Raw genomic sequence first — 19500 nt, forward strand, 5'->3', positions numbered from 1 at the left:
CGCCCCTGGGTGTCAAGGCGCGATAGACGGCTACTTGCAAGCCTCTCGCAGCTTGCGTACAATCGCGCACCCTGAACTTCCTGGGCAGCACCTGCCTTACGCAATTGCATTCGGGACGTCCATCCCATGCAGCCATGCCAGCCAATACCTCTTCTTATAAAGCGCTGGGTGAGCAGGATTATCGGAGAAATACCATGTCGTACGCAGTAATTGTTACTGGTGGCAAGCAATACAAGGTCGCCCCAGGTGAATACCTGAAGATCGAAAAACTGGAAATCGCTACCGGCGAATCCGTTACTTTTGATCGCGTTCTGTTGGTCGCCAATGGCGATGACGTGAACATCGGCGCTCCAGTTGTTGCTGGCGCTACCGTTGTGGCTGAAGTGATCTCCCAAGGTCGTCACGATAAAGTCCGCATCATCAAGTTCCGTCGTCGTAAGCACCACATGAAGCGTATGGGCCACCGCCAGTGGTACACCGAGATCAAAATCACCGGTATTCAGGCTTAATTTCAGCCTAATTCCTCACTAGGAGAATTGACTCATGGCACACAAAAAAGCTGGTGGTAGTACCCGTAACGGTCGCGACTCAGAAGCCAAACGCCTTGGCGTTAAGATGTATGGCGGCCAGAAAATCATTCCGGGCAACATCATCGTGCGTCAGCGCGGCACCCAATTCCACGCCGGTTACGGTGTAGGCATGGGTAAAGATCACACTCTCTTCGCGAAAATCGAAGGCGTGATCAAGTTTGAAGTAAAAGGCGCGTTCAACCGCCGTTACGTGAGCGTTGTCTCGGCTTAATTGCGAGCTCGCTGGAAAAGCCCTGTCTTGCGACGGGGCTTTTTCGTTTGTGGGGTGAGTCTCTTGCAAAGCTGTTTGTAATGGCGAAGGCAGCGGGATTTGCGGTCGCTGATTGAGGTCGCTGCGCTCATTTTTGCAAGAGTCTTATGTCTTGGTTTCTTAAGCTCGTCCGTGCGGCGAGAGGCGTTTTGTTATGAAGTTCGTTGATGAAGTTTCCATCCGAGTAAAAGCAGGCGACGGCGGTAACGGTTGCATGAGTTTCCGTCGCGAAAAGTTCATCGAAAACGGTGGCCCTAACGGCGGCGACGGTGGTGATGGCGGTTCTATCTACATGATGGCCGACGAAAACCTCAATACCCTGGTCGACTACCGCTACACCCGGCACTTCGATGCCGAGCGTGGCTCCAATGGTGGCAGCACCGACTGCACCGGTAAAAAAGGTGAGGATCTGGTGCTGCGTGTGCCGGTCGGCACCACTATCATCGACTCTGCGACCCAGGAAGTGATTGGCGACCTGACCAAGGCCGGCCAGAAGCTGATGGTTGTGCAGGGCGGCTGGCACGGTCTGGGTAACACCCGATTCAAGTCCAGTACCAACCGTGCGCCGCGCCAGACTACGCCAGGCAAGCCGGGCGAGCAGCGTGACCTGAAGCTGGAAATGAAAGTGTTGGCGGATGTGGGTCTGCTGGGCCTGCCAAACGCTGGCAAAAGTACCTTCATTCGCTCGGTGTCTGCGGCCAAGCCAAAAGTGGCGGATTATCCGTTCACCACCCTGGTGCCGAACCTGGGCGTGGTCAGTGTCGATCGCTGGAAAAGCTTCGTGGTTGCGGACATTCCGGGCCTGATCGAAGGTGCTTCCGATGGCGCCGGCCTGGGCATTCGCTTCCTCAAGCACTTGTCCCGTACCCGTTTGCTGCTGCACCTCGTCGATATGGCGCCGCTGGATGAAACCAGTGCCCCGGATGCGGCTGAAGTGATTGTCAACGAACTGGCCAAGTTCAGCCCGTCCCTGGCTGAGCGTGACCGTTGGCTGGTGCTGAACAAGTGCGATCAGATCCTCGAAGAAGAGCATGAAGAACGGGTCAAGGAGATCGTTGATCGCCTGCAGTGGGAAGGTCCGGTCTACGTGATCTCCGCCATTGCCAAAGAAGGCACTGAGCGTCTGACTCGCGACATCATGCGCTACCTGGAAGATCGTGCTGATCGCCTGGCTGCCGATCCGGTCTACAAGGCTGAATTGGCTGACCTCGACCAGCGTATCGAAGATGAAGCGCGTGCGCAGTTGCAGGCGCTGGATGACCAGCGTGCCCTGCGCCGCAGTGGCGTCAAGTCGGTCCATGATATTGGTGATGATGATTGGGACGAGGAAGACGTGGATGATGAAGATGGTCCAGAAATCATTTACGTGCGTGACTGATCTGTTGCGATAAACTTAAGCGCCGCTCAATCGAGCGGCGTTTTAGTATCTGGAAATCGGTAGTCACGAATAACGTTATGGGCGGCGCTGGGTCGCGTGGCCCTCAATCTAAGGTTGAAGATGATGCGGAGCAAAGTGACGGGTGCGCAACGCTGGGTCGTAAAGATCGGGAGTGCGCTGCTGACGGCGGATGGCAAGGGGCTGGATCGCGCAGCCATGAGCGTCTGGGTTGAACAGATGGTGGCCTTGCATGAGGCAGGTGTCGAGTTGGTGCTGGTGTCGTCCGGGGCGGTTGCCGCCGGGATGAGCCGCCTCGGCTGGACCGCGCGACCCAGCGCGATGCATGAGTTGCAGGCCGCTGCTGCGATTGGCCAGATGGGGCTGGTGCAGGCCTGGGAATCCAGCTTTGCCGAGCACGGCCGCCATACCGCGCAGATTCTGCTGACCCATGACGATCTGTCCGACCGTAAGCGCTACCTCAATGCCCGCAGCACCTTGCGTGCACTGGTCGAGCTCAAGGTGATCCCGGTGATCAACGAGAACGACACCGTGGTGACCGACGAAATCCGCTTTGGTGACAATGACACCCTGGCTGCGCTGGTGGCCAATCTGGTGGAGGCCGACCTGCTGGTGATCCTCACGGATCGTGATGGCATGTTCGACGCCGATCCGCGCAACAATCCGCACGCCCAGCTGATTTACGAAGCGCGGGCCGATGATCCGGCGCTTGACGCGGTGGCGGGCAGTGTCGGTGGTGCGCTGGGTCGAGGTGGCATGCAGACCAAGCTGCGCGCGGCGCGCCTGGCGGCTCGTTCCGGTGCCCATACGATCATCGTGGGTGGGCGCCTGGAGCGCGTGCTGGATCGCCTCAAGGCCGGTGAACGCATCGGCACGCTGCTGTCGCCGGAGCGCGGCATGCTGGCGGCGCGTAAGCAGTGGCTGGCTGGTCACTTGCAGACGCGCGGTACCTTGGTGCTGGATGCGGGGGCTGTTTCTGCGTTGTCCCAAGGCAATAAGAGCTTGTTGCCGGTAGGCGTCAAGCTGGTCCAGGGCAGCTTTCGTCGTGGTGAAATGGTGGTGTGCGTGGCGCCCGACGGTCGTGAAATCGCCCGCGGCCTGGCCAACTACAGTGCCCTCGAGGCGCAGAAAATCATTGGGCAGTCGTCTGAGTCGATTGTCGGTCTGTTGGGTTACATGGCTGAGCCGGAGCTGGTTCACCGCGACAACCTGATTCTGGTCTAAAGGAAAACTGCGATGCGCGTGATGAAGGGGTTGCTCGGTCTGCTGGTGGCGATGCCGCTGCTGGCTTCGGCTGAAGAGATTGGCCAGGTATCGACGGTGTTCAAGTTTGTCGGACCCAACGATCGGATCGTGGTCGAGGCTTTTGATGATCCCAAGGTGGATGGCGTGACCTGCTACCTGTCCCGCGCCAAGACGGGCGGAGTGAAGGGGGGGCTGGGCTTGGCTGAGGATCGTGCCGAGGCGTCGATTGCTTGTCGTCAGGTGGGGCCGATTCGCTTCAAGGGTGAGCTGAAAGATGGCGACGAGGTGTTCAAGGAGCGCACTTCGCTGGTGTTCAAGACCATGCAGGTGGTGCGGTTCCTCGACAAGAAGCGTAATACCCTGGTGTACCTGGTCTACAGCGATCGCTTGATCGAAGGCAGTCCGCAGAATGCGGTGACGGCGATTCCGATCTTGCCGTGGCCTAGCGCGCAATAAACCTGGCAACTCTGCTCTGCATTATGTGGGAGCTGGCTTGCCTGCGATAACGGTTCAACAGTCGACATCAATGTTGAATGTTAATACTCATCGCAGGCAAGCCAGCTCCTACATTTGTTTTGGGGTGTGGCATAAATCGTGGGCAATAAAAAACCGACCCTGGGGTCGGTTTTTTAACAAGCTTATCGCTTAGGCTGCAACAGCAAGGTTCAGAGCCTTGATGTGGCCATTCAGACGACCTTTATGGCGAGCAGCTTTGTTCTTGTGGATGATGCCTTTATCGGCCATACGGTCGATAACTGGCACGGCCAGAACGTAAGCAGCTTGAGCTTTTTCAGCGTCTTTTGCGTCAATGGCCTTAACTACATTCTTGATGTAGGTACGAACCATGGAACGCAGGCTGGCGTTGTGGCTGCGACGCTTCTCAGCCTGTTTTGCACGTTTTTTGGCGGAAGGTGTGTTGGCCACCGTCGAGCTCCTCGAAAGACTTTTTAGGAAATAGCAAACAAAATAGGCCGCGAATCATGCCGATGAGTTGACGTCTTGTCAAGGGCGGCTGATGCGAACTGCTGAGTGGTCGATCTGAAGAGGCGGGTGATTTATTTCCGGCACTTGACCTGTAAACTCGCGAGCTTTGGCTCTGTGCTGTTGCAGGCGCGCAGTATCGCATAAGTAGGCGCTTTGTTCGCCTGCTCTTTATCTATAGGCAAAAACTCTTTCAATGAATCTGCTCAAATCGTTGGCCGCCGTCAGCTCTATCACGATGATTTCCCGGGTTCTGGGGTTTGTGCGTGACACCCTCATCGCGCGTATTTTTGGCGCGAGCATGGCCACGGACGCCTTCTTTATCGCGTTCAAACTGCCCAACCTGTTGCGGCGGATCTTCGCCGAGGGTGCGTTTTCCCAGGCATTCGTGCCGATCCTGGCCGAGTACAAGACCCAGCAGGGAGAGGAAGCCACTCGCACATTCATTGCCTATGTCTCGGGGCTTCTGACCCTGGTACTGATGTTGGTGACCATCGCCGGCATGCTCGCCGCACCCTGGATTATCTGGGCCACGGCGCCCGGGTTTGCCAACACTCCAGAAAAATTCGCCCTGACCAGTGACCTGTTGCGGGTGACCTTTCCTTATATATTGCTGATTTCCCTGTCGTCCCTGGCGGGCGCGATCCTCAATACCTGGAACCGCTTCTCGGTACCGGCGTTTGTGCCGACCCTGCTTAACGTCAGCATGATCATCTTTGCCCTGTTCCTCACGCCGTACTTCGATCCACCCGTCATGGCACTTGGCTGGGCAGTGCTGGCCGGTGGCCTGGCGCAACTGTTGTATCAACTGCCGCACCTGAAAAAGATCGGCATGCTCGTGTTGCCGCGCCTGAACCTCAAGGACACGGGCGTGTGGCGGGTCATGAAAAACATGCTGCCGGCGATTCTCGGGGTGTCGGTGAGCCAGATTTCGTTGATCATCAACACTGCGTTCGCTTCGTTGCTGGTCTCAGGTTCGGTGTCGTGGATGTATTACGCCGACCGTCTGATGGAATTACCCTCCGGCGTGCTCGGCGTGGCGCTGGGCACCATCTTGCTGCCGACCCTGGCCCGCACCTATGCCAGCAAGGACCGCCATGAGTACTCGCGCATTCTCGACTGGGGCTTGCGCCTGTGCTTTGTGTTGGTGCTGCCGTGCTCCCTGGCCCTGGGGATCCTGGCCAAGCCGCTGACGGTTTCGCTGTTCCAGTACGGCCAGTTCAGCGCTTTCGACGCCTTGATGACCCAGCGCGCGCTGGTCGCCTATTCGGTAGGGTTGCTGGGGATTATCGTGATCAAGGTCCTGGCGCCGGGCTTTTATGCCCAGCAAAACATCCGGACCCCGGTGAAGATCGCAATTTTCACCCTGGTGGTTACCCAGCTGTTCAACCTGATCTTCATCGGGCCTCTGGCGCACGCGGGCCTGGCCTTGGCGATCAGCGCCGGGGCGTGCATCAATGCCGGCCTGCTGTTTTATCAACTGCGTAAACAGAAAATGTACCAGCCGCAGCCAGGCTGGGGCATGTTCGCCCTCAAGCTGCTGGTGGCGGTGGCGGTGATGTCGGCGGTATTGCTGGGCTTGATGCACTGGATGCCCGCGTGGGACGAAGGGCAGATGCTCGAGCGATTCCTGCGCCTGGGCCTGCTGGTCGTGGCCGGGGTGGTCGCCTACTTTGGCATGTTGCTGGTGCTGGGCTTTCGCCTGCGGGATTTCAATCGCAAGGCGCTGAACTGATCACAATCAACAATAAGCCGGCTGTTTTTTCGATTCGAATCATTTGGCCTGCGCTGTTGCCTGTCGCCCAGGGCTGGGTGTGGTTATAATCGACCACTTTATGAGCAAGAAGCGCGTTATGCAGCTGGTTCGAGGTCTCCACAACCTGCGCCCCGAGCATCGGGGGTGCGTCGCCACTATTGGCAACTTTGACGGTGTTCACCGTGGCCACCAGGCTATCCTGGCGCGGCTGCGCGAGCGCGCAGTCGAGTTGGGCGTGCCCAGCTGCGTGGTGATTTTCGAGCCGCAGCCCCGTGAATTTTTCACCCCCGAGACGGCCCCGGCCCGTTTGGCTCGCCTGCGGGACAAACTGCAGCTGTTGGCTGAAGAGGGTGTGGACCGGGTGCTGTGCCTGGCGTTCAACCAGCGTTTGCGCAGCCTCAGCGCCACGGAGTTCGTTGACCGCATCCTCGTCGATGGCCTGGGCGTGCAGCACCTGGAGGTCGGCGACGACTTCCGCTTCGGTTGCGACCGGGTAGGGGATTTCGATTTCCTGCAACAGGCCGGCGTGACCCAGGGTTTTACTGTCGAAGCCGCGCAAACCGTCGAACTGGACGGCCTGCGCGTGAGCAGTACCCAGGTGCGAAATGCCCTGGCCGCTGCCGACTTCGCCTTGGCCGAGCGTTTGCTCGGTCGCCCGTTCCGGATTGCCGGGCGGGTCCTGCACGGCCAGAAGCTGGCGCGCCAACTGGGCACGCCAACCGCCAACGTGCAGCTCAAGCGCCGTCGCGTGCCACTGACCGGGGTGTACCTGGTGAGTGTCGATATCGACGGCCAACCGTGGCCCGGAGTCGCCAATATAGGCGTCAGGCCAACGGTTGCAGGTGATGGCAAGGCCCACCTGGAAGTTCACCTTTTGGATTTTGCCGGGGATTTATATGACCGGCGTTTGACGGTGGTTTTCCACCAAAAGCTGCGTGAAGAGCAGCGATTCGCCTCCCTGGAGGCGCTGAAAACGGCGATCAATGCGGATGTCGCCGCCGCCCGTGCACTAGCCGCACCTAGCGCCCATCGCTAATGAAGAGCCTTAAATGACCGACTATAAAGCCACGCTAAACCTTCCGGACACCGCCTTCCCAATGAAGGCCGGCCTGCCACAGCGCGAACCGCAGATCCTGCAGCGCTGGGACAGTATTGGCCTGTACGGAAAGTTGCGCGAGATTGGCAAGGATCGTCCGAAGTTCGTCCTGCACGACGGCCCTCCTTATGCCAACGGCACGATTCACATCGGTCATGCGCTGAACAAGATTCTCAAGGACATGATCATCCGCTCGAAAACCCTGGCGGGCTTCGACGCACCTTATGTCCCGGGTTGGGACTGCCACGGCCTGCCGATCGAACACAAGGTCGAAGTGACCTACGGCAAGAACCTGGGCGCCGACAAGACCCGCGAACTGTGCCGTGCCTACGCCACCGAGCAGATCGAAGGGCAGAAGTCCGAATTCATCCGCCTGGGTGTGTTGGGCGACTGGGCCAACCCGTACAAGACCATGAACTTCAAGAACGAGGCCGGGGAAATCCGTGCCTTGGCCGAGATCGTCAAGGGCGGCTTCGTGTTCAAGGGCCTCAAGCCTGTGAACTGGTGCTTTGACTGTGGCTCGGCCCTGGCCGAAGCGGAAGTCGAATACGAAGACAAGAAGTCCTCGACCATCGACGTCGCGTTCCCGATTGCCGACGATACCAAGCTGGCCGAGGCCTTTGGCCTGGCAAGCCTGGCCAAGCCTGCCGCCATCGTGATCTGGACCACCACCCCGTGGACCATCCCGGCCAACCAGGCGCTGAACGTGCATCCGGAATTCACCTACGCCCTGGTGGACGTTGGTGATCGCCTGCTGGTACTGGCTGAGGAAATGGTCGAGGCCTGCCTGGCCCGCTACGAGCTGCAAGGTGCGGTGATCGCCACCACCACCGGCTCCGCGCTGGAACTGATCAATTTCCGTCACCCGTTCTACGACCGCCTGTCGCCGGTATACCTGGCTGACTACGTCGAGCTGGGCTCGGGTACTGGCGTGGTTCACTCCGCACCGGCCTACGGCGTGGACGACTTCGTGACCTGCAAGGCCTATGGCATGGTCAACGATGAGATCCTCAACCCGGTGCAGAGCAATGGCGTGTACGCGCCGTCGCTGGAGTTCTTCGGCGGCCAGTTCATCTTCAAGGCCAACCAGCCGATCATCGACAAACTGTCAGAAGTCGGGGCGCTGCTGCACACCGAAACCATCAAGCACAGCTACATGCACTGCTGGCGCCACAAGACCCCGTTGATCTACCGCGCCACCGCGCAGTGGTTCATCGGCATGGACAAAGAGCCTGTGGCTGGCGAAACCCTGCGCAAGCGTGCGATCAAAGCCATCGAAGACACCAAGTTCGTCCCGGCCTGGGGCCAGGCGCGCCTGCACTCGATGATCGCCAATCGTCCGGACTGGTGCATCTCCCGCCAGCGCAACTGGGGCGTGCCGATTCCGTTCTTCCTGAACAAGGAAAGCGGCGAGCTGCACCCACGTACCGTCGAACTGATGGAGGTGGTGGCCCAGCGCGTTGAACAGGAAGGCATCGAGGCCTGGTTCAAGTTGGACGCTGCCGAGTTGCTCGGTGACGAAGCGCCGCTGTACGACAAGATCAGCGACACCCTCGACGTGTGGTTCGACTCGGGCACTACCCACTGGCACGTGCTGCGCGGCTCGCACCTGATGGGTCACGAGACCGGCCCGCGCGCCGACCTGTACCTGGAAGGCTCGGACCAACACCGTGGCTGGTTCCACTCGTCCCTGCTGACCGGTTGCGCCATCGACGATCACGCTCCGTACCGGGAACTGCTGACCCACGGCTTCACCGTCGACGAGAACGGTCGCAAGATGTCCAAGTCCCTGGGCAACGTGATCGCGCCGCAGAAGGTCAACGACACCCTGGGCGCCGATATCATGCGCCTGTGGGTGGCTTCGACCGACTATTCGGGTGAGATGGCCGTTTCGGAGCAGATCCTGCAGCGCAGCGCCGATGCCTACCGTCGAATCCGTAATACCGCACGCTTCATGCTGTCGAACCTGACCGGCTTCAACCCGGCTACCGACATCCTGCCGGCCGACGAAATGCTCGCCCTGGACCGTTGGGCCGTGGACCGTACCCTGTTGCTGCAGCGCGAGTTGCAGGAACACTACGGCGAATACCGTTTCTGGAATGTCTACTCGAAGATCCACAACTTCTGCGTGCAGGAGCTGGGTGGCTTCTACCTCGACATCATCAAGGACCGCCAGTACACCACTGGCGCCAACAGCAAGGCCCGCCGTTCGGCACAGACCGCGCTGTACCACATCTCTGAAGCGCTGGTGCGCTGGATCGCGCCGATCCTGGCCTTCACCGCCGACGAACTGTGGGAATACCTGCCGGGCGAGCGTAACGAGTCCGTGATGCTCAACACCTGGTACGAAGGCCTGACCGAATTGCCGGCCGACTTCGAACTGGGCCGCGAGTACTGGGAAGGCGTGATGGCCGTCAAGGTCGCGGTGAACAAGGAACTGGAAGTCCAGCGCGCGGCCAAGGCCGTCGGTGGCAACCTGCAGGCCGAAGTCACCCTGTTTGCCGAGGAAGGCCTGACCGCCGACCTGGGCAAGTTGAGCAACGAGCTGCGCTTCGTGCTGATTACCTCCACAGCCAGCCTGGCGCCATTCGCCCAGGCCCCGGCTGATGCGGTCGCAACCGAAGTGCCGGGCCTCAAGCTCAAGGTGGTCAAGTCGGCCTTCGCCAAGTGCGCCCGTTGCTGGCACTGCCGTGAAGACGTCGGCGTGAACCCGGAGCATCCGGAAATCTGCGGTCGTTGCGTCGACAACATTAGCGGTGCTGGCGAGGTTCGCCACTATGCCTAAATCCAGCCGGTTCGGACGTCTGGGTTGGCTCGCATTGAGCTTGCTGGTCCTGGTCATCGACCAGGTCAGCAAGGCTCACTTCGAGGGCACCCTGGAAATGTTCCAGCAGATCGTGGTGATTCCTGACTACTTCAGCTGGACCCTGGCCTACAACACCGGCGCCGCCTTCAGCTTCCTCGCTGACGGTGGTGGCTGGCAGCGCTGGTTGTTCGCCCTGATCGCCGTGGTGGTCAGTGCGGTGCTGGTGGTCTGGCTCAAGCGCCTGGGCCGCAACGATACTTGGCTGGCTATCGCATTGGCACTGGTGTTGGGCGGTGCGCTGGGCAATCTGTACGACCGCATTGCCCTGGGCCATGTGATCGACTTCATTCTGGTGCACTGGCAGAACCGCCATTACTTCCCGGCGTTCAACTTTGCCGACAGCGCCATCTGCGTTGGCGCAATCATGCTGGCGCTGGATATGTTCAAGGGCAACAAACCCGGAGAAGCTGTAAATGACTGAACAAGTATTGGCCGAACAACGCATTGGCCAGAACACGGAAGTCACCTTGCATTTTGCATTGCGCCTGGAGAACGGCGACACGGTCGACAGCACCTTCGACAAGGCCCCGGCGACCTTCAAGGTCGGCGACGGCAACCTGCTGCCGGGTTTCGAGGCGGCATTGTTCGGCTTCAAGGCCGGCGACAAGCGCAACCTGCAGATCCCGCCGGAAAACGCCTTTGGCCAGCCCAACCCGCAAAACGTACAGGTTATCCCGCGGTCGCAGTTCCAGGACATGGAGCTGTCGGAAGGCTTGCTGGTGATCTTCAACGATGCGGCGAATACCGAACTGCCCGGCGTGGTCAAAACCTTCGATGACACTCAGGTGACCATCGACTTCAACCACCCGTTGGCCGGCAAGACCTTGACCTTTGATGTTGAAATCATCGACGTTAAAGCGCTCTAACTGACGAAACCGGTTCCTGTAGGAGCCGGCTTGCCGGCGATAGCATCACCTCGGTCTACCCGTTACTCCGAGGCGTTGCCATCGCCAGCAAGCCAGCTCCCACAAAGACACGAGGCACAGCATGCAAATCAAACTCGCCAACCCCCGTGGCTTCTGCGCCGGGGTGGACCGGGCGATCGAAATCGTCAATCGCGCCCTGGAAGTCTTCGGGCCGCCGATCTACGTGCGCCATGAAGTGGTGCACAACAAGTTCGTGGTCGAAGACCTGCGGGCCCGTGGCGCGATTTTTGTCGAAGAACTGGATCAGGTGCCGGATGACGTTATCGTCATCTTCAGCGCCCATGGCGTTTCCCAGGCCGTGCGCACCGAAGCAGCAGGCCGCGGCCTGAAAGTCTTCGACGCAACCTGCCCGCTGGTAACCAAGGTGCATATCGAAGTGGCGCGCTACAGCCGCGACGGCCGTGAGTGCATCCTGATCGGCCATGCCGGCCACCCCGAAGTCGAAGGCACCATGGGCCAGTACGACGCCAGTAACGGCGGCGCGATCTACCTGGTGGAAGACGAAAAAGACGTCGCCGAGTTGCAAGTGCATAACCCTGAGAAGTTGGCATTCGTGACCCAGACTACCTTGTCGATGGATGACACCAGTCGTGTCATCGACGCCCTGCGTACCCGTTTCCCCGCCATTGGTGGGCCACGCAAGGACGATATCTGCTACGCCACGCAAAACCGCCAGGATGCCGTCAAGCAACTGGCCGACGAGTGCGACGTGGTGCTGGTTGTGGGGAGCCCCAACAGTTCCAACTCCAACCGCCTGCGCGAGTTGGCCGAGCGCATGGCCACCCCGGCGTACCTGATCGATGGCGCCGAAGACCTGCAGCGCAGTTGGTTCGACGGTGTCGAGCGCATCGGTATCACGGCGGGCGCCTCGGCGCCGGAAGTCCTGGTGCGCGGCGTGATCCAGCAGTTGCAGGCGTGGGGTGCGACAGGCGCCGACGAGCTGGCAGGACGTGAAGAAAACATCACTTTTTCCATGCCCAAGGAGCTGCGGGTTCGTTCGCTGCTCTGAGCCCCAACTCGTCGTACCCGCGGCACAAGGCCTGCTCGGCCTTGTCGCTGCGCAGGCTGATCCGGCCGGTGGGCGCCAGCACCACTTGATGCAGGCTCAGCGGCTGGTCCGTTGAACACACATGTACGGTGCCGGCGCGAAACCCGCCCGCAGACAGCAGGGGTTCGCCCAACCCGCTGAAACGAATCTGCGTGCGCACCGGGGTATTGCCCACGATCGGGATCCGCCCATTGTCCTGGCGCTCCAGCAGGACCGGATTGTCGTCGTCCAGATGACCGCGCCCATTCATGTCCACCACCACTCTCCAGCCTCGGCTCCAGTCATCATCCAGCGCATGGATGATCACCGTTCGATTACGTGCAATGGCTTGGGTGCGCGCGTAGCGCAGGCCGGACGCTAGCGTTTGTGCGGCGCTCAGTCGCGTTTGTGAGTCCAGCAGGCTCTTGAAGCCGGGTACCGCCAATTGCGCCAGGATGCCGCTGACGATCAAGCCGAGCAGCAGTTCGATCAATGTAAAACCTCGTTGTTTCATACCTCGTCCCTCCATGGACCGTGTGGCTGAACTAGTTATAGCGGCACTGCGGGCAGGGCGGTGATGGCCTTTCTGTCCAAAGTATTTCCCTTTATTCCGAGAGGCAGCGCGGTCACGGGAGCGGCGCTAGTCTTGGGCAACACACGGCTCTCTCGGTCGTTTTGATGACCTTCGACAAGGATGACGATGGCTATGCGAACCTGCCCGGCAACCTCTTGTGCCTCCCCTGCTACCGCCCGACAGGCCGGCATGAGCCTGATCGAAGTGCTCGTCTCGCTGCTGATTCTCGGTGTTGGCCTGCTGGGGGCCGGGCTGATCCAGCTGAATGCGCTCAAATACACCGACAGTTCCAGGATGATCAGCCAGGTGAGTTTCATCGCCTACGACATGCTCGACCGGATCCGCGCCAACGCTGCTGCCGACTATTCCTGGGGAAGCGACGATATCTCGCCTGCCAGCACCTTGGCCGCGAGTGTCCGCGACCAGGACTTGCATGACTTCGAGGCCAATATCAGCCACCTTGCCGGCGATTCCGCCAAAGGTTCGATTGCGATCAATCAGCGTGAGGTGACCATCAGCATCAGTTGGGATGACTCCCGTGCGGCCAAGGCCAGCAATACCCGTGAAATATTTACCCTGACCAGTCGCGTCGCTGTCGATCCGAGGCCTGTGCGATGAGGCGCTCCAGCCTGGGTTTGGGCCTGGTCGAAGCATTGCTGGCGGCGACCCTGGGGTTGCTCGTGGTCCTGGCGGCCGTCCAGGTAACCCTGGCCGCCCGAAGCAGTGCCGCCAGCCAGCACGCGTCAGCGTTGTTGCAGGATGACGGGCGATTCATCCTGGGCAAGATGATCCAGGAGATTCGCCTGGCGGGGATGTTCGGGTGTCTGTCCCTGCCTCTGATAGCTCAGGCGCCTGCTGATTTTTCCAGGCCGGTCAGCGTGGTGGTCAATGGTGCCTCGACCAGCCTGACACTGGTCACCGGCGATGTTGGTGGCCAAGGCAGTCGGCCTGACTGGACTGTGCTCAGCAATTGTGTCGACAACGCCCAGGCTTATTCGGATGTGCCGCCCAAGCCGGGGCCCGGGCAGATCGCCTTTCCCGTGCGCAAACTGACCTACACCTTTGAGTCGGGGCAGCTAAAACTCAGCACGCCAGCAACGCCGGCCAAGGCGGTGCTGGTGGATAACGTAGGGGCGTTCGAGTTGAGTTTCGGGATGGCCAGCCAGCCTGGCTCCAGTGTTGTAAACCGGTATGACAGCCATCCTGGCGACGAATCGCTGATCCGCAGTGTGCGTGTGCTATTGACGCTTCGCGACCCGGCAGGCCGTGTGCGGGACCAGGTCTACAGCGCCGTCGCCGCCGTGCGTAATCGCCTTGAATAGCGGGTGGCGGATCACGGCTCCCAGGCAGCGCGGCGTGGTGCTGTTGATCAGCCTGGTATTGCTGCTGTTGTTGACGGTTCTCGGTCTGTCATCGATGCAGGGCTCTACGTCGCAGGAACAGCTCGCCGGCAGCCTCAGGCATCGCAACCAATCGTTTCAAACCGCCGAAAGTGGGCTCCGGCTCGGTGAGTCGGCAGTGCAGGCACACGGATTTGGTTTGCCGCCCTGCCAGTCCCAAGTTACCTGCGCACCGCCTAACGAGGCCTATGCCATCAGCCAGCCGGGCGTCGATCCAATTTCGGCTATCACCTGGGTCGGCATACAGGGAGGCGTCTATGGCATTCAAAACCTGGGGCCCGCTGTCGGGTTGGCACATTTGCCGCCCGATACCCCGGCGACCTTGTACCGGGTCACTGCAGTGGGGATCAGCGGCCAGTTGCGCACGGTTCTGGAGAGCGTCTATGCGCGGGTAGACCCGGAGGCCGCTGGGCGATTTCGACGAATTCTCTGGCGACAACTTCAGTAGGTGAGCATCACGATGAGCGGCAACTGCAAAGGATTCACCTTGTTAGAGTTACTGATTGCACTGGCGATCATCGGCACATTGGTCGCGGTGACTTATCCGGTGTATACCGCCCAGGTGAAAAAGGCCTATCGCACCGAAATCGTCGGGCTGCTCACGGAGCAAGCTCAGCACCTTGAGCGCTATCACGTGAGAAATGGCACTTTTATTGATGCAAGCGGCGTCAGTACCGGCAATGATCGCTATAGAATCACCGTGATACTGGACCCGCAGGACTTCACCTTGATCGCGACGCCTTTTGCCGGCGCGATGCTGGGTGATCCTTGTGGTGTGTTCAGTTTGACCAGCACGGGCGCGCGGACCAATCCCGGCGCAGTGCCCGGCACTACGCGTCAAGAGTGCTGGGGGCGATAAGGCGGGTGGGCGACGGGGCGCCAGCGGCGCTCCTTTCTTTTTATGGGCTGGATCGAACAATGACTAAGCAGCAAGTCGTGGTTGTGGGTGGTGGTGTTATCGGGTTGTTGACGGCGTTCAACCTGGCAACTCAGGGGGTGGCGGTTGCCGTGCTTGACCGTTCGTCGGTCGGTCAGGAATCCTCCTGGGCCGGAGGCGGGATTGTTTCGCCGTTATACCCATGGCGCTACAGCCCGGCCGTCACGGCGCTGGCCCATTGGTCCCAGGACTTCTACCCGCAATTGGCCCAGCGTCTGTTTGCCGCCACTGGCGTGGATCCTGAGGTTCATACCACCGGCCTTTATTGGCTGGACCTCGACGACGAGGCCGCTGCCCTGGCCTGGGCTGAGCGGGAAGGCCGGCCGTTGAGCAAGGTGGATGTGTCGGCCGCCCGTGACGCGGTTCCAGTGTTGGGACCGGGGTTTGCACAGGCTATTTATATGGCAGATGTGGCCAACGTGCGTAATCCACGCCTGGTCAAATCCCTCAAGGCTGCACTGTTGGCGTTGCCTGGCGTGACCCTGCATGAACATTGCGCGGTACAGGGGTTTATCCAGGAGGGCGGCAGCATCGTTGGGGTCAATACGGCGCACGGTGAGGTGCGGGGTGATCAGGTCGTGCTTGCCGCCGGTGCCTGGAGTGGTGAATTGCTGGGTAGCCTCGGGCTGACGTTGCCGGTGGAGCCGGTCAAGGGCCAGATGATTCTGTACAAATGCGCCTCGGACTTTCTGTCCAGCATGGTCTTGGCAAAAGGCCGCTATGCGATCCCGCGCCGTGATGGGCACATCCTGATTGGCAGTACGCTGGAGCATGAGGGCTTCGACAAGACACCGACCGAACCGGCCCTGGAAAGCTTGAAGGCCTCGGCGGTGGAGTTGATTCCGGCACTGGCAGATGCCCAAGTGGTGGGGCATTGGGCTGGTTTGCGGCCTGGTTCGCCCGAGGGCATCCCCTATATAGGCAAGGTGCCAGGGTTTGAAGGGTTGTGGCTCAACTGTGGGCATTACCGCAACGGGCTGGTATTGGCGCCTGCGTCTTGCCAGTTGTTTGCTGACTTGCTGCTGGGGCATGAGCCGGTGATCGACCCGGCCCCTTATGCGCCCACTGGTCGAATATAAACCGGGGCTCCTACCGTTCCAGAGTACTCAGCGCTCGATAGATTTCGGTCCCTGCTCCAGATGCGCCTGGGTGCAGTACCAGTCCTGGCGTTGGCTCAATGCCCGGTCTTGAGGCAGATGCACGCCGCAGTGCGCACAGCGAACCATGGGCGCGGCACTTTGTTCGCCGGGCTGTTGCTGGGTCGAAGCGGGGCGCTTGAATTTGCGCCAGAACCATACCGCAGCAGCAATCAGGGCAATCCAGAACAGTAAACGAACCATGGCAGGCAGCTTCTCGACAGGGAATCCGGCAGTTTAGCCAAGGATGTTAGCGGCGCACAGGGTAATAAAGTCGCGCCATAAAAAAAGGAGCCCCGAGGGGCTCCTTCTTGCGCTGCCAAGACGGGTTCAGTCAAAGACACCGAACGTCATGTAGCTGAACCACGAGCGATCCTGGTTGTTGCCCAGGGCCTCTGGTGCTTCTTCCTCGATCACGTCGCCGTTCTCGTCGTGCGGCTTGAGCTCGGATGGAATGGCGTCCTTGGCGTCCTGATACTGCTTGAGGATGTCCTGGTTGGCGCGGGTTTCGCCCGGCGGCAACGGTGGACGGGACTCGATCAGGCCCAGGGTGTACTTGCTCAGCCACGAGCGGTTGTCCGCTTCGGCAACCTGCGGCACAAACTGGCCGTCTTGCAGGCTAGGGTGGTCCGGGTAGTTGAGTTTCAGGGTTTCCAGGCTGGTAGCCGCCAGGGTGTCGAGGTGCAGGCGCTGGTAAGCCTCGGTCATCACTGCCAGGCCATCACCCACGGAAGGGGTTTCCTGGAAGTTTTCCACTACATAGCGACCACGGTTGGCGGCAGCAACATAAGCCTGGCGCGTCAGGTAGTAGTGGGCTACGTGGATTTCGTAGGAAGCCAGCAGGTTGCGCAGGTAGATCATGCGCTGCTTGGCGTCCGGCGCGTAGCGGCTGTTGGGGAAGCGGCTGGTCAGTTGGGCGAACTCGTTATAGGAGTCGCGCGCAGCACCTGGGTCACGCTTGGTCATGTCCAGCGGCAGGAAGCGCGCCAGCAGGCCAACGTCCTGGTCAAACGAGGTCAGGCCCTTGAGGTAGTAGGCGTAGTCCACGTTCGGATGCTGCGGGTGCAGGCGGATAAAACGCTCGGCAGCGGACTTGGCAGCTTCCGGCTCGGCGTTCTTGTAGTTCGCATAGATCAGTTCGAGCTGGGCCTGGTCGGCATAGCGGCCAAACGGATAGCGCGACTCCAAGGCCTTGAGCTTGGCCGTGGCGCTTGTGTAGCTATTGTTGTCCAGGTCGGCCTGAGCCTGCTGGTACAGCTCGACTTCACTGAGGTTTTCGTCGACGACGTCCTTTGTTGACGAGCAAGCAGCAGTCATGGCGAGGATGGCGATCAGCAGCAGGTGTTTCACTTGCATGGCGGCTTGCGTCCCTATGACGGCCGCTGTCTTGGGCGGGGCCGTCCTGTTATGATGAGCGCCCCGATGAAAGCCTCGGGGCAAAAGACGCCGTATTTAACCACAAGCGCGCAGCCGAAACCAAAGGCTGTGCCACGCCTAGTCTGAGCATGTCCGATAAAATTGAACTTCGCGCAGAGGTGCCGTCCGAATTGGGCGGCCAACGCCTCGATCAAGTCGCCGCACAACTATTCGCTGAGCACTCGCGCTCGCGCCTTTCCGCCTGGATCAAAGACGGCCGCCTGACTGTGGATGGAGCGGTTATCCGCCCGCGAGACATAGTTCATGGCGGTTCGGTTCTTGAGCTGACTGCCGAGCAGGAAGCCCAGGGAGAATGGATCGCCCAGGACATCGAGCTGGATATCGTCTATGAAGACGACGACATCCTCGTGATCAACAAACCCGCAGGCCTGGTGGTTCACCCGGCGGCCGGGCACGCTGATGGCACCTTGCTCAATGCCTTGTTGCACCATGTGCCAGACATCATCAATGTCCCGCGCTGCGGCATCGTCCACCGCCTGGACAAGGACACTACCGGTCTGATGGTAGTGGCCAAGACCATCCAGGCGCAGACGCAGTTGGTCACACAATTGCAGAGTCGCAGTGTCAGCCGCATCTATGAGTGCATCGTGATTGGTGTGGTCGTGGCCGGTGGCAAGATCAACGCGCCTATCGGTCGTCACGGCCAGCAGCGCCAGCGCATGGCGGTGATGGAGGGCGGCAAGCAGGCCGTCAGCCACTATCGCGTGCTGGAGCGCTTCCGTTCCCACACCCATGTGCGGGTCAAGCTGGAAACCGGCCGTACCCACCAGATCCGGGTACATATGGCGCATATCAACTTCCCGTTGGTCGGCGACCCGGCCTACGGTGGTCGCTTCCGTATTCCGCCGGCCGCCAGCGTGACCATGGTTGAGTCATTGAAGTCGTTCCCGCGCCAGGCGCTGCATGCACGCTTCCTGGAACTGGATCATCCGACGAGCGGTGAGCGGATGAGCTGGGAATCGCCACTGCCCGACGACTTTGTCTGGTTGCTGTCGTTGCTCAAGCAGGACCGCGAGGCCTTTGTCGGATGAATGACTGGCTGATTCCTGACTGGCCTGCGCCGGCCGGGGTGAAAGCCTGCGTCACCACCCGTGCGGGCGGCGTCAGTCTGGCGCCGTTCGACAGCCTCAACCTAGGTGATCACGTCGAGGACAGCCCTGCAGCTGTGCTTGAAAATCGTCGTCGCCTCACTGCCGCGTTCGATATCCAGCCCGCCTGGCTGCGCCAGGTGCATGGCGTGGTCGTGGTTAAGGCCGACCCGGGACAGATTGCCGAGGCTGATGGCAGTTGGACCGAGACGCCGGGCGTCGCCTGCACGGCGATGACCGCCGATTGCCTGCCGGCCCTGTTTTGCAACAAGGCCGGTACCCGGGTTGCTGCGGCCCATGCCGGCTGGCGTGGCCTGGCGGCGGGTGTACTGGAAGCTGCCGCCGACAGCCTGGGGGCTGTGCCGGCCGACGTACTGGTGTGGTTGGGCCCGGCGATTGGCCCTAAGGCCTTTGAAGTCGGCCCGGAAGTGCGTGAAGCGTTTATGCAGCAACACCCGCAAACCGCGCAGGCCTTCGTTCCCGGCCACAACCCCGGCAAGTTCCTTGCCGACATCTACCAGTTGGCGCGCCTGCGCCTGGCTGCGCGTGGAATCACCGCCGTCTACGGTGGCGGCTTGTGCACCGTGACCGATCCGCGCTTCTTTTCTTACCGGCGCAGCCCGCGCACCGGTCGATTTGCCTCCCTGATCTGGCTCGAACGCTAGACTCTGCTGATCCATATCAAGCAGTGCCGGCTTGAATCTTCCAGAATCCACCCCATCTATAGGGGTATCTGGCAGGTTTCTTCATTCAGGATGCGTTAATCGCGGGCAAGCTCGCTCGCACATAGCTCCG

22 protein-coding genes are annotated in these 19500 nt (G+C 60.4%); 18 read left to right on the plus strand and 4 right to left on the minus strand.

Annotation, left to right across the window (positions count from 1 at the left end; translation table 11 throughout):
• Positions 1-194: 194 nt before the first annotated feature.
• The 5 genes from rplU (at position 195) to HBO11_RS10045 (ending at position 3937) form a co-directional block, all read left to right on the plus strand.
• Positions 195-509: a 50S ribosomal protein L21 gene (gene rplU / locus HBO11_RS10025; protein WP_003176051.1), complete on the plus strand. Its 315-nt coding sequence runs from the start codon at positions 195-197 to the stop codon at positions 507-509.
• Between the two features lie 34 nt (positions 510-543).
• Complete coding sequence (gene rpmA, locus HBO11_RS10030) at positions 544-801, plus strand: 50S ribosomal protein L27 (RefSeq protein WP_029292052.1); 258 nt, start codon at positions 544-546, stop codon at positions 799-801.
• A 193-nt stretch (positions 802-994) separates the two neighbouring features.
• Positions 995-2218, plus strand: a complete 1224-nt coding sequence (cgtA, locus tag HBO11_RS10035) for an Obg family GTPase CgtA (protein ID WP_154906582.1) — start codon at positions 995-997, stop codon at positions 2216-2218.
• Positions 2219-2341: 123 nt separating this feature from the next.
• Positions 2342-3460 carry a glutamate 5-kinase gene (proB, locus tag HBO11_RS10040; protein WP_169951401.1) on the plus strand — a complete coding sequence of 373 codons (1119 nt, stop codon included), beginning with the start codon at positions 2342-2344 and terminating at the stop codon, positions 3458-3460.
• A 12-nt stretch (positions 3461-3472) separates the two neighbouring features.
• A complete protein-coding gene (locus tag HBO11_RS10045) occupies positions 3473-3937 on the plus strand; it encodes a CreA family protein (RefSeq protein ID WP_169951059.1) in 465 nt (154 codons plus the stop codon).
• Between the two features lie 189 nt (positions 3938-4126).
• Here the strand turns inward: HBO11_RS10045 and rpsT are convergent, their stop codons facing one another.
• Positions 4127-4405: a 30S ribosomal protein S20 gene (gene rpsT, locus HBO11_RS10050; protein ID WP_029292043.1), complete on the minus strand. Its 279-nt coding sequence runs from the start codon at positions 4403-4405 to the stop codon at positions 4127-4129.
• A gap of 253 nt (positions 4406-4658) precedes the next feature.
• Between rpsT and murJ the strand changes: the two genes are divergently transcribed.
• The 6 genes from murJ to ispH all read left to right on the plus strand — a co-directional run bounded on the left by murJ (position 4659) and on the right by ispH (position 12115).
• A complete protein-coding gene (murJ, locus tag HBO11_RS10055) occupies positions 4659-6197 on the plus strand; it encodes a murein biosynthesis integral membrane protein MurJ (protein WP_169951057.1) in 1539 nt (512 codons plus the stop codon).
• 118 nt (positions 6198-6315) lie between these two features.
• Positions 6316-7254, plus strand: a complete 939-nt coding sequence (ribF, locus tag HBO11_RS10060; protein WP_057441100.1) for a bifunctional riboflavin kinase/FAD synthetase — start codon at positions 6316-6318, stop codon at positions 7252-7254.
• Between the two features lie 13 nt (positions 7255-7267).
• The gene (ileS, locus tag HBO11_RS10065) at positions 7268-10099 is read left to right on the plus strand and encodes an isoleucine--tRNA ligase (protein ID WP_169951055.1); all 2832 of its coding nucleotides are present in this window, start codon (positions 7268-7270) and stop codon (positions 10097-10099) included.
• A complete protein-coding gene (gene lspA, locus HBO11_RS10070; RefSeq protein ID WP_169951053.1) occupies positions 10092-10601 on the plus strand; it encodes a signal peptidase II in 510 nt (169 codons plus the stop codon). Before ileS ends, lspA begins: the two co-directional genes overlap by 8 nt.
• Before the next feature lie 7 nt (positions 10602-10608).
• A complete protein-coding gene (gene fkpB / locus HBO11_RS10075) occupies positions 10609-11046 on the plus strand; it encodes an FKBP-type peptidyl-prolyl cis-trans isomerase (RefSeq protein ID WP_169951398.1) in 438 nt (145 codons plus the stop codon).
• A 121-nt stretch (positions 11047-11167) separates the two neighbouring features.
• Positions 11168-12115 (plus strand): 4-hydroxy-3-methylbut-2-enyl diphosphate reductase, encoded by a 948-nt coding sequence (gene ispH / locus HBO11_RS10080; RefSeq protein WP_032861885.1) that lies wholly within the window; start codon positions 11168-11170, stop codon positions 12113-12115.
• Here the strand turns inward: ispH and HBO11_RS10085 are convergent.
• Positions 12069-12647, minus strand: a complete 579-nt coding sequence (locus tag HBO11_RS10085) for a GspH/FimT family pseudopilin (protein WP_169951051.1) — start codon at positions 12645-12647, stop codon at positions 12069-12071. The two genes, ispH and HBO11_RS10085, sit on opposite strands and share 47 nt — an antisense overlap.
• A 192-nt stretch (positions 12648-12839) precedes the next feature.
• Between HBO11_RS10085 and pilV the strand changes: the two genes are divergently transcribed.
• The 5 genes from pilV to thiO are packed head-to-tail and all read left to right on the plus strand — an operon-like array spanning position 12840 to position 16123.
• Complete coding sequence (gene pilV / locus HBO11_RS10090) at positions 12840-13325, plus strand: type IV pilus modification protein PilV (protein WP_169951396.1); 486 nt, start codon at positions 12840-12842, stop codon at positions 13323-13325.
• Complete coding sequence (locus HBO11_RS10095; protein WP_169951049.1) at positions 13322-14029, plus strand: pilus assembly protein PilW; 708 nt, start codon at positions 13322-13324, stop codon at positions 14027-14029. Before pilV ends, HBO11_RS10095 begins: the two co-directional genes overlap by 4 nt.
• A gap of 34 nt (positions 14030-14063) precedes the next feature.
• Positions 14064-14555: a PilX N-terminal domain-containing pilus assembly protein gene (locus HBO11_RS10100; RefSeq protein WP_169951047.1), complete on the plus strand. Its 492-nt coding sequence runs from the start codon at positions 14064-14066 to the stop codon at positions 14553-14555.
• Positions 14556-14567: 12 nt separating this feature from the next.
• Positions 14568-14966, plus strand: coding sequence for a type IV pilin protein (locus tag HBO11_RS10105; RefSeq protein WP_169951045.1), 399 nt, complete (start codon positions 14568-14570; stop codon positions 14964-14966).
• Between the two features lie 59 nt (positions 14967-15025).
• Entirely contained in the window at positions 15026-16123 is a 1098-nt protein-coding gene (gene thiO / locus HBO11_RS10110; protein ID WP_169951042.1) for a glycine oxidase ThiO, read from the plus strand.
• Positions 16124-16150: 27 nt separating this feature from the next.
• On the opposite strand, the gene HBO11_RS10115 is transcribed toward thiO, so the two are convergent.
• Positions 16151-16384: a PP0621 family protein gene (locus tag HBO11_RS10115; RefSeq protein ID WP_169951040.1), complete on the minus strand. Its 234-nt coding sequence runs from the start codon at positions 16382-16384 to the stop codon at positions 16151-16153.
• Positions 16385-16510: 126 nt separating this feature from the next.
• A complete protein-coding gene (locus HBO11_RS10120) occupies positions 16511-17536 on the minus strand; it encodes an outer membrane protein assembly factor BamD (protein ID WP_169951038.1) in 1026 nt (341 codons plus the stop codon).
• 149 nt (positions 17537-17685) lie between these two features.
• On the opposite strand from HBO11_RS10120, the gene rluD reads away from it, so the two are divergent.
• Both rluD and pgeF read left to right on the plus strand, forming a co-directional pair.
• Positions 17686-18648 carry a 23S rRNA pseudouridine(1911/1915/1917) synthase RluD gene (rluD, locus tag HBO11_RS10125; protein ID WP_029292014.1) on the plus strand — a complete coding sequence of 321 codons (963 nt, stop codon included), beginning with the start codon at positions 17686-17688 and terminating at the stop codon, positions 18646-18648.
• Positions 18645-19370, plus strand: a complete 726-nt coding sequence (gene pgeF / locus HBO11_RS10130) for a peptidoglycan editing factor PgeF (RefSeq protein ID WP_169951036.1) — start codon at positions 18645-18647, stop codon at positions 19368-19370. Before rluD ends, pgeF begins: the two co-directional genes overlap by 4 nt.
• Positions 19371-19500: the final 130 nt, after the last annotated feature.

Origin of the sequence: Pseudomonas sp. WS 5010 (assembly GCF_012985565.1) — a bacterium.
In the GTDB taxonomy this organism is placed as follows: Bacteria; Pseudomonadota; Gammaproteobacteria; order Pseudomonadales; family Pseudomonadaceae; genus Aquipseudomonas.

Bases quoted from the DNA above. Each gene is read 5' to 3' on its own strand.
- rplU (WP_003176051.1), top strand. From the start codon at position 195: ATGTCGTACGCAGTAATTGTTACTGGTGGCAAGCAATACAAGGTCGCC.
- rpmA (WP_029292052.1), top strand. From the start codon at position 544: ATGGCACACAAAAAAGCTGGTGGTAGTACCCGTAACGGTCGCGACTCA.
- cgtA (WP_154906582.1), top strand. From the start codon at position 995: ATGAAGTTCGTTGATGAAGTTTCCATCCGAGTAAAAGCAGGCGACGGC.
- proB (WP_169951401.1), top strand. From the start codon at position 2,342: ATGCGGAGCAAAGTGACGGGTGCGCAACGCTGGGTCGTAAAGATCGGG.
- HBO11_RS10045 (WP_169951059.1), top strand. From the start codon at position 3,473: ATGCGCGTGATGAAGGGGTTGCTCGGTCTGCTGGTGGCGATGCCGCTG.
- murJ (WP_169951057.1), top strand. From the start codon at position 4,659: ATGAATCTGCTCAAATCGTTGGCCGCCGTCAGCTCTATCACGATGATT.
- ribF (WP_057441100.1), top strand. From the start codon at position 6,316: ATGCAGCTGGTTCGAGGTCTCCACAACCTGCGCCCCGAGCATCGGGGG.
- ileS (WP_169951055.1), top strand. From the start codon at position 7,268: ATGACCGACTATAAAGCCACGCTAAACCTTCCGGACACCGCCTTCCCA.
- lspA (WP_169951053.1), top strand. From the start codon at position 10,092: ATGCCTAAATCCAGCCGGTTCGGACGTCTGGGTTGGCTCGCATTGAGC.
- ispH (WP_032861885.1), top strand. From the start codon at position 11,168: ATGCAAATCAAACTCGCCAACCCCCGTGGCTTCTGCGCCGGGGTGGAC.
- HBO11_RS10085 (WP_169951051.1), bottom strand. From the start codon at position 12,647: ATGAAACAACGAGGTTTTACATTGATCGAACTGCTGCTCGGCTTGATC.
- pilV (WP_169951396.1), top strand. From the start codon at position 12,840: ATGCGAACCTGCCCGGCAACCTCTTGTGCCTCCCCTGCTACCGCCCGA.
- HBO11_RS10095 (WP_169951049.1), top strand. From the start codon at position 13,322: ATGAGGCGCTCCAGCCTGGGTTTGGGCCTGGTCGAAGCATTGCTGGCG.
- HBO11_RS10105 (WP_169951045.1), top strand. From the start codon at position 14,568: ATGAGCGGCAACTGCAAAGGATTCACCTTGTTAGAGTTACTGATTGCA.
- thiO (WP_169951042.1), top strand. From the start codon at position 15,026: ATGACTAAGCAGCAAGTCGTGGTTGTGGGTGGTGGTGTTATCGGGTTG.
- HBO11_RS10115 (WP_169951040.1), bottom strand. From the start codon at position 16,384: ATGGTTCGTTTACTGTTCTGGATTGCCCTGATTGCTGCTGCGGTATGG.
- HBO11_RS10120 (WP_169951038.1), bottom strand. From the start codon at position 17,536: ATGCAAGTGAAACACCTGCTGCTGATCGCCATCCTCGCCATGACTGCT.
- rluD (WP_029292014.1), top strand. From the start codon at position 17,686: ATGTCCGATAAAATTGAACTTCGCGCAGAGGTGCCGTCCGAATTGGGC.
- pgeF (WP_169951036.1), top strand. From the start codon at position 18,645: ATGAATGACTGGCTGATTCCTGACTGGCCTGCGCCGGCCGGGGTGAAA.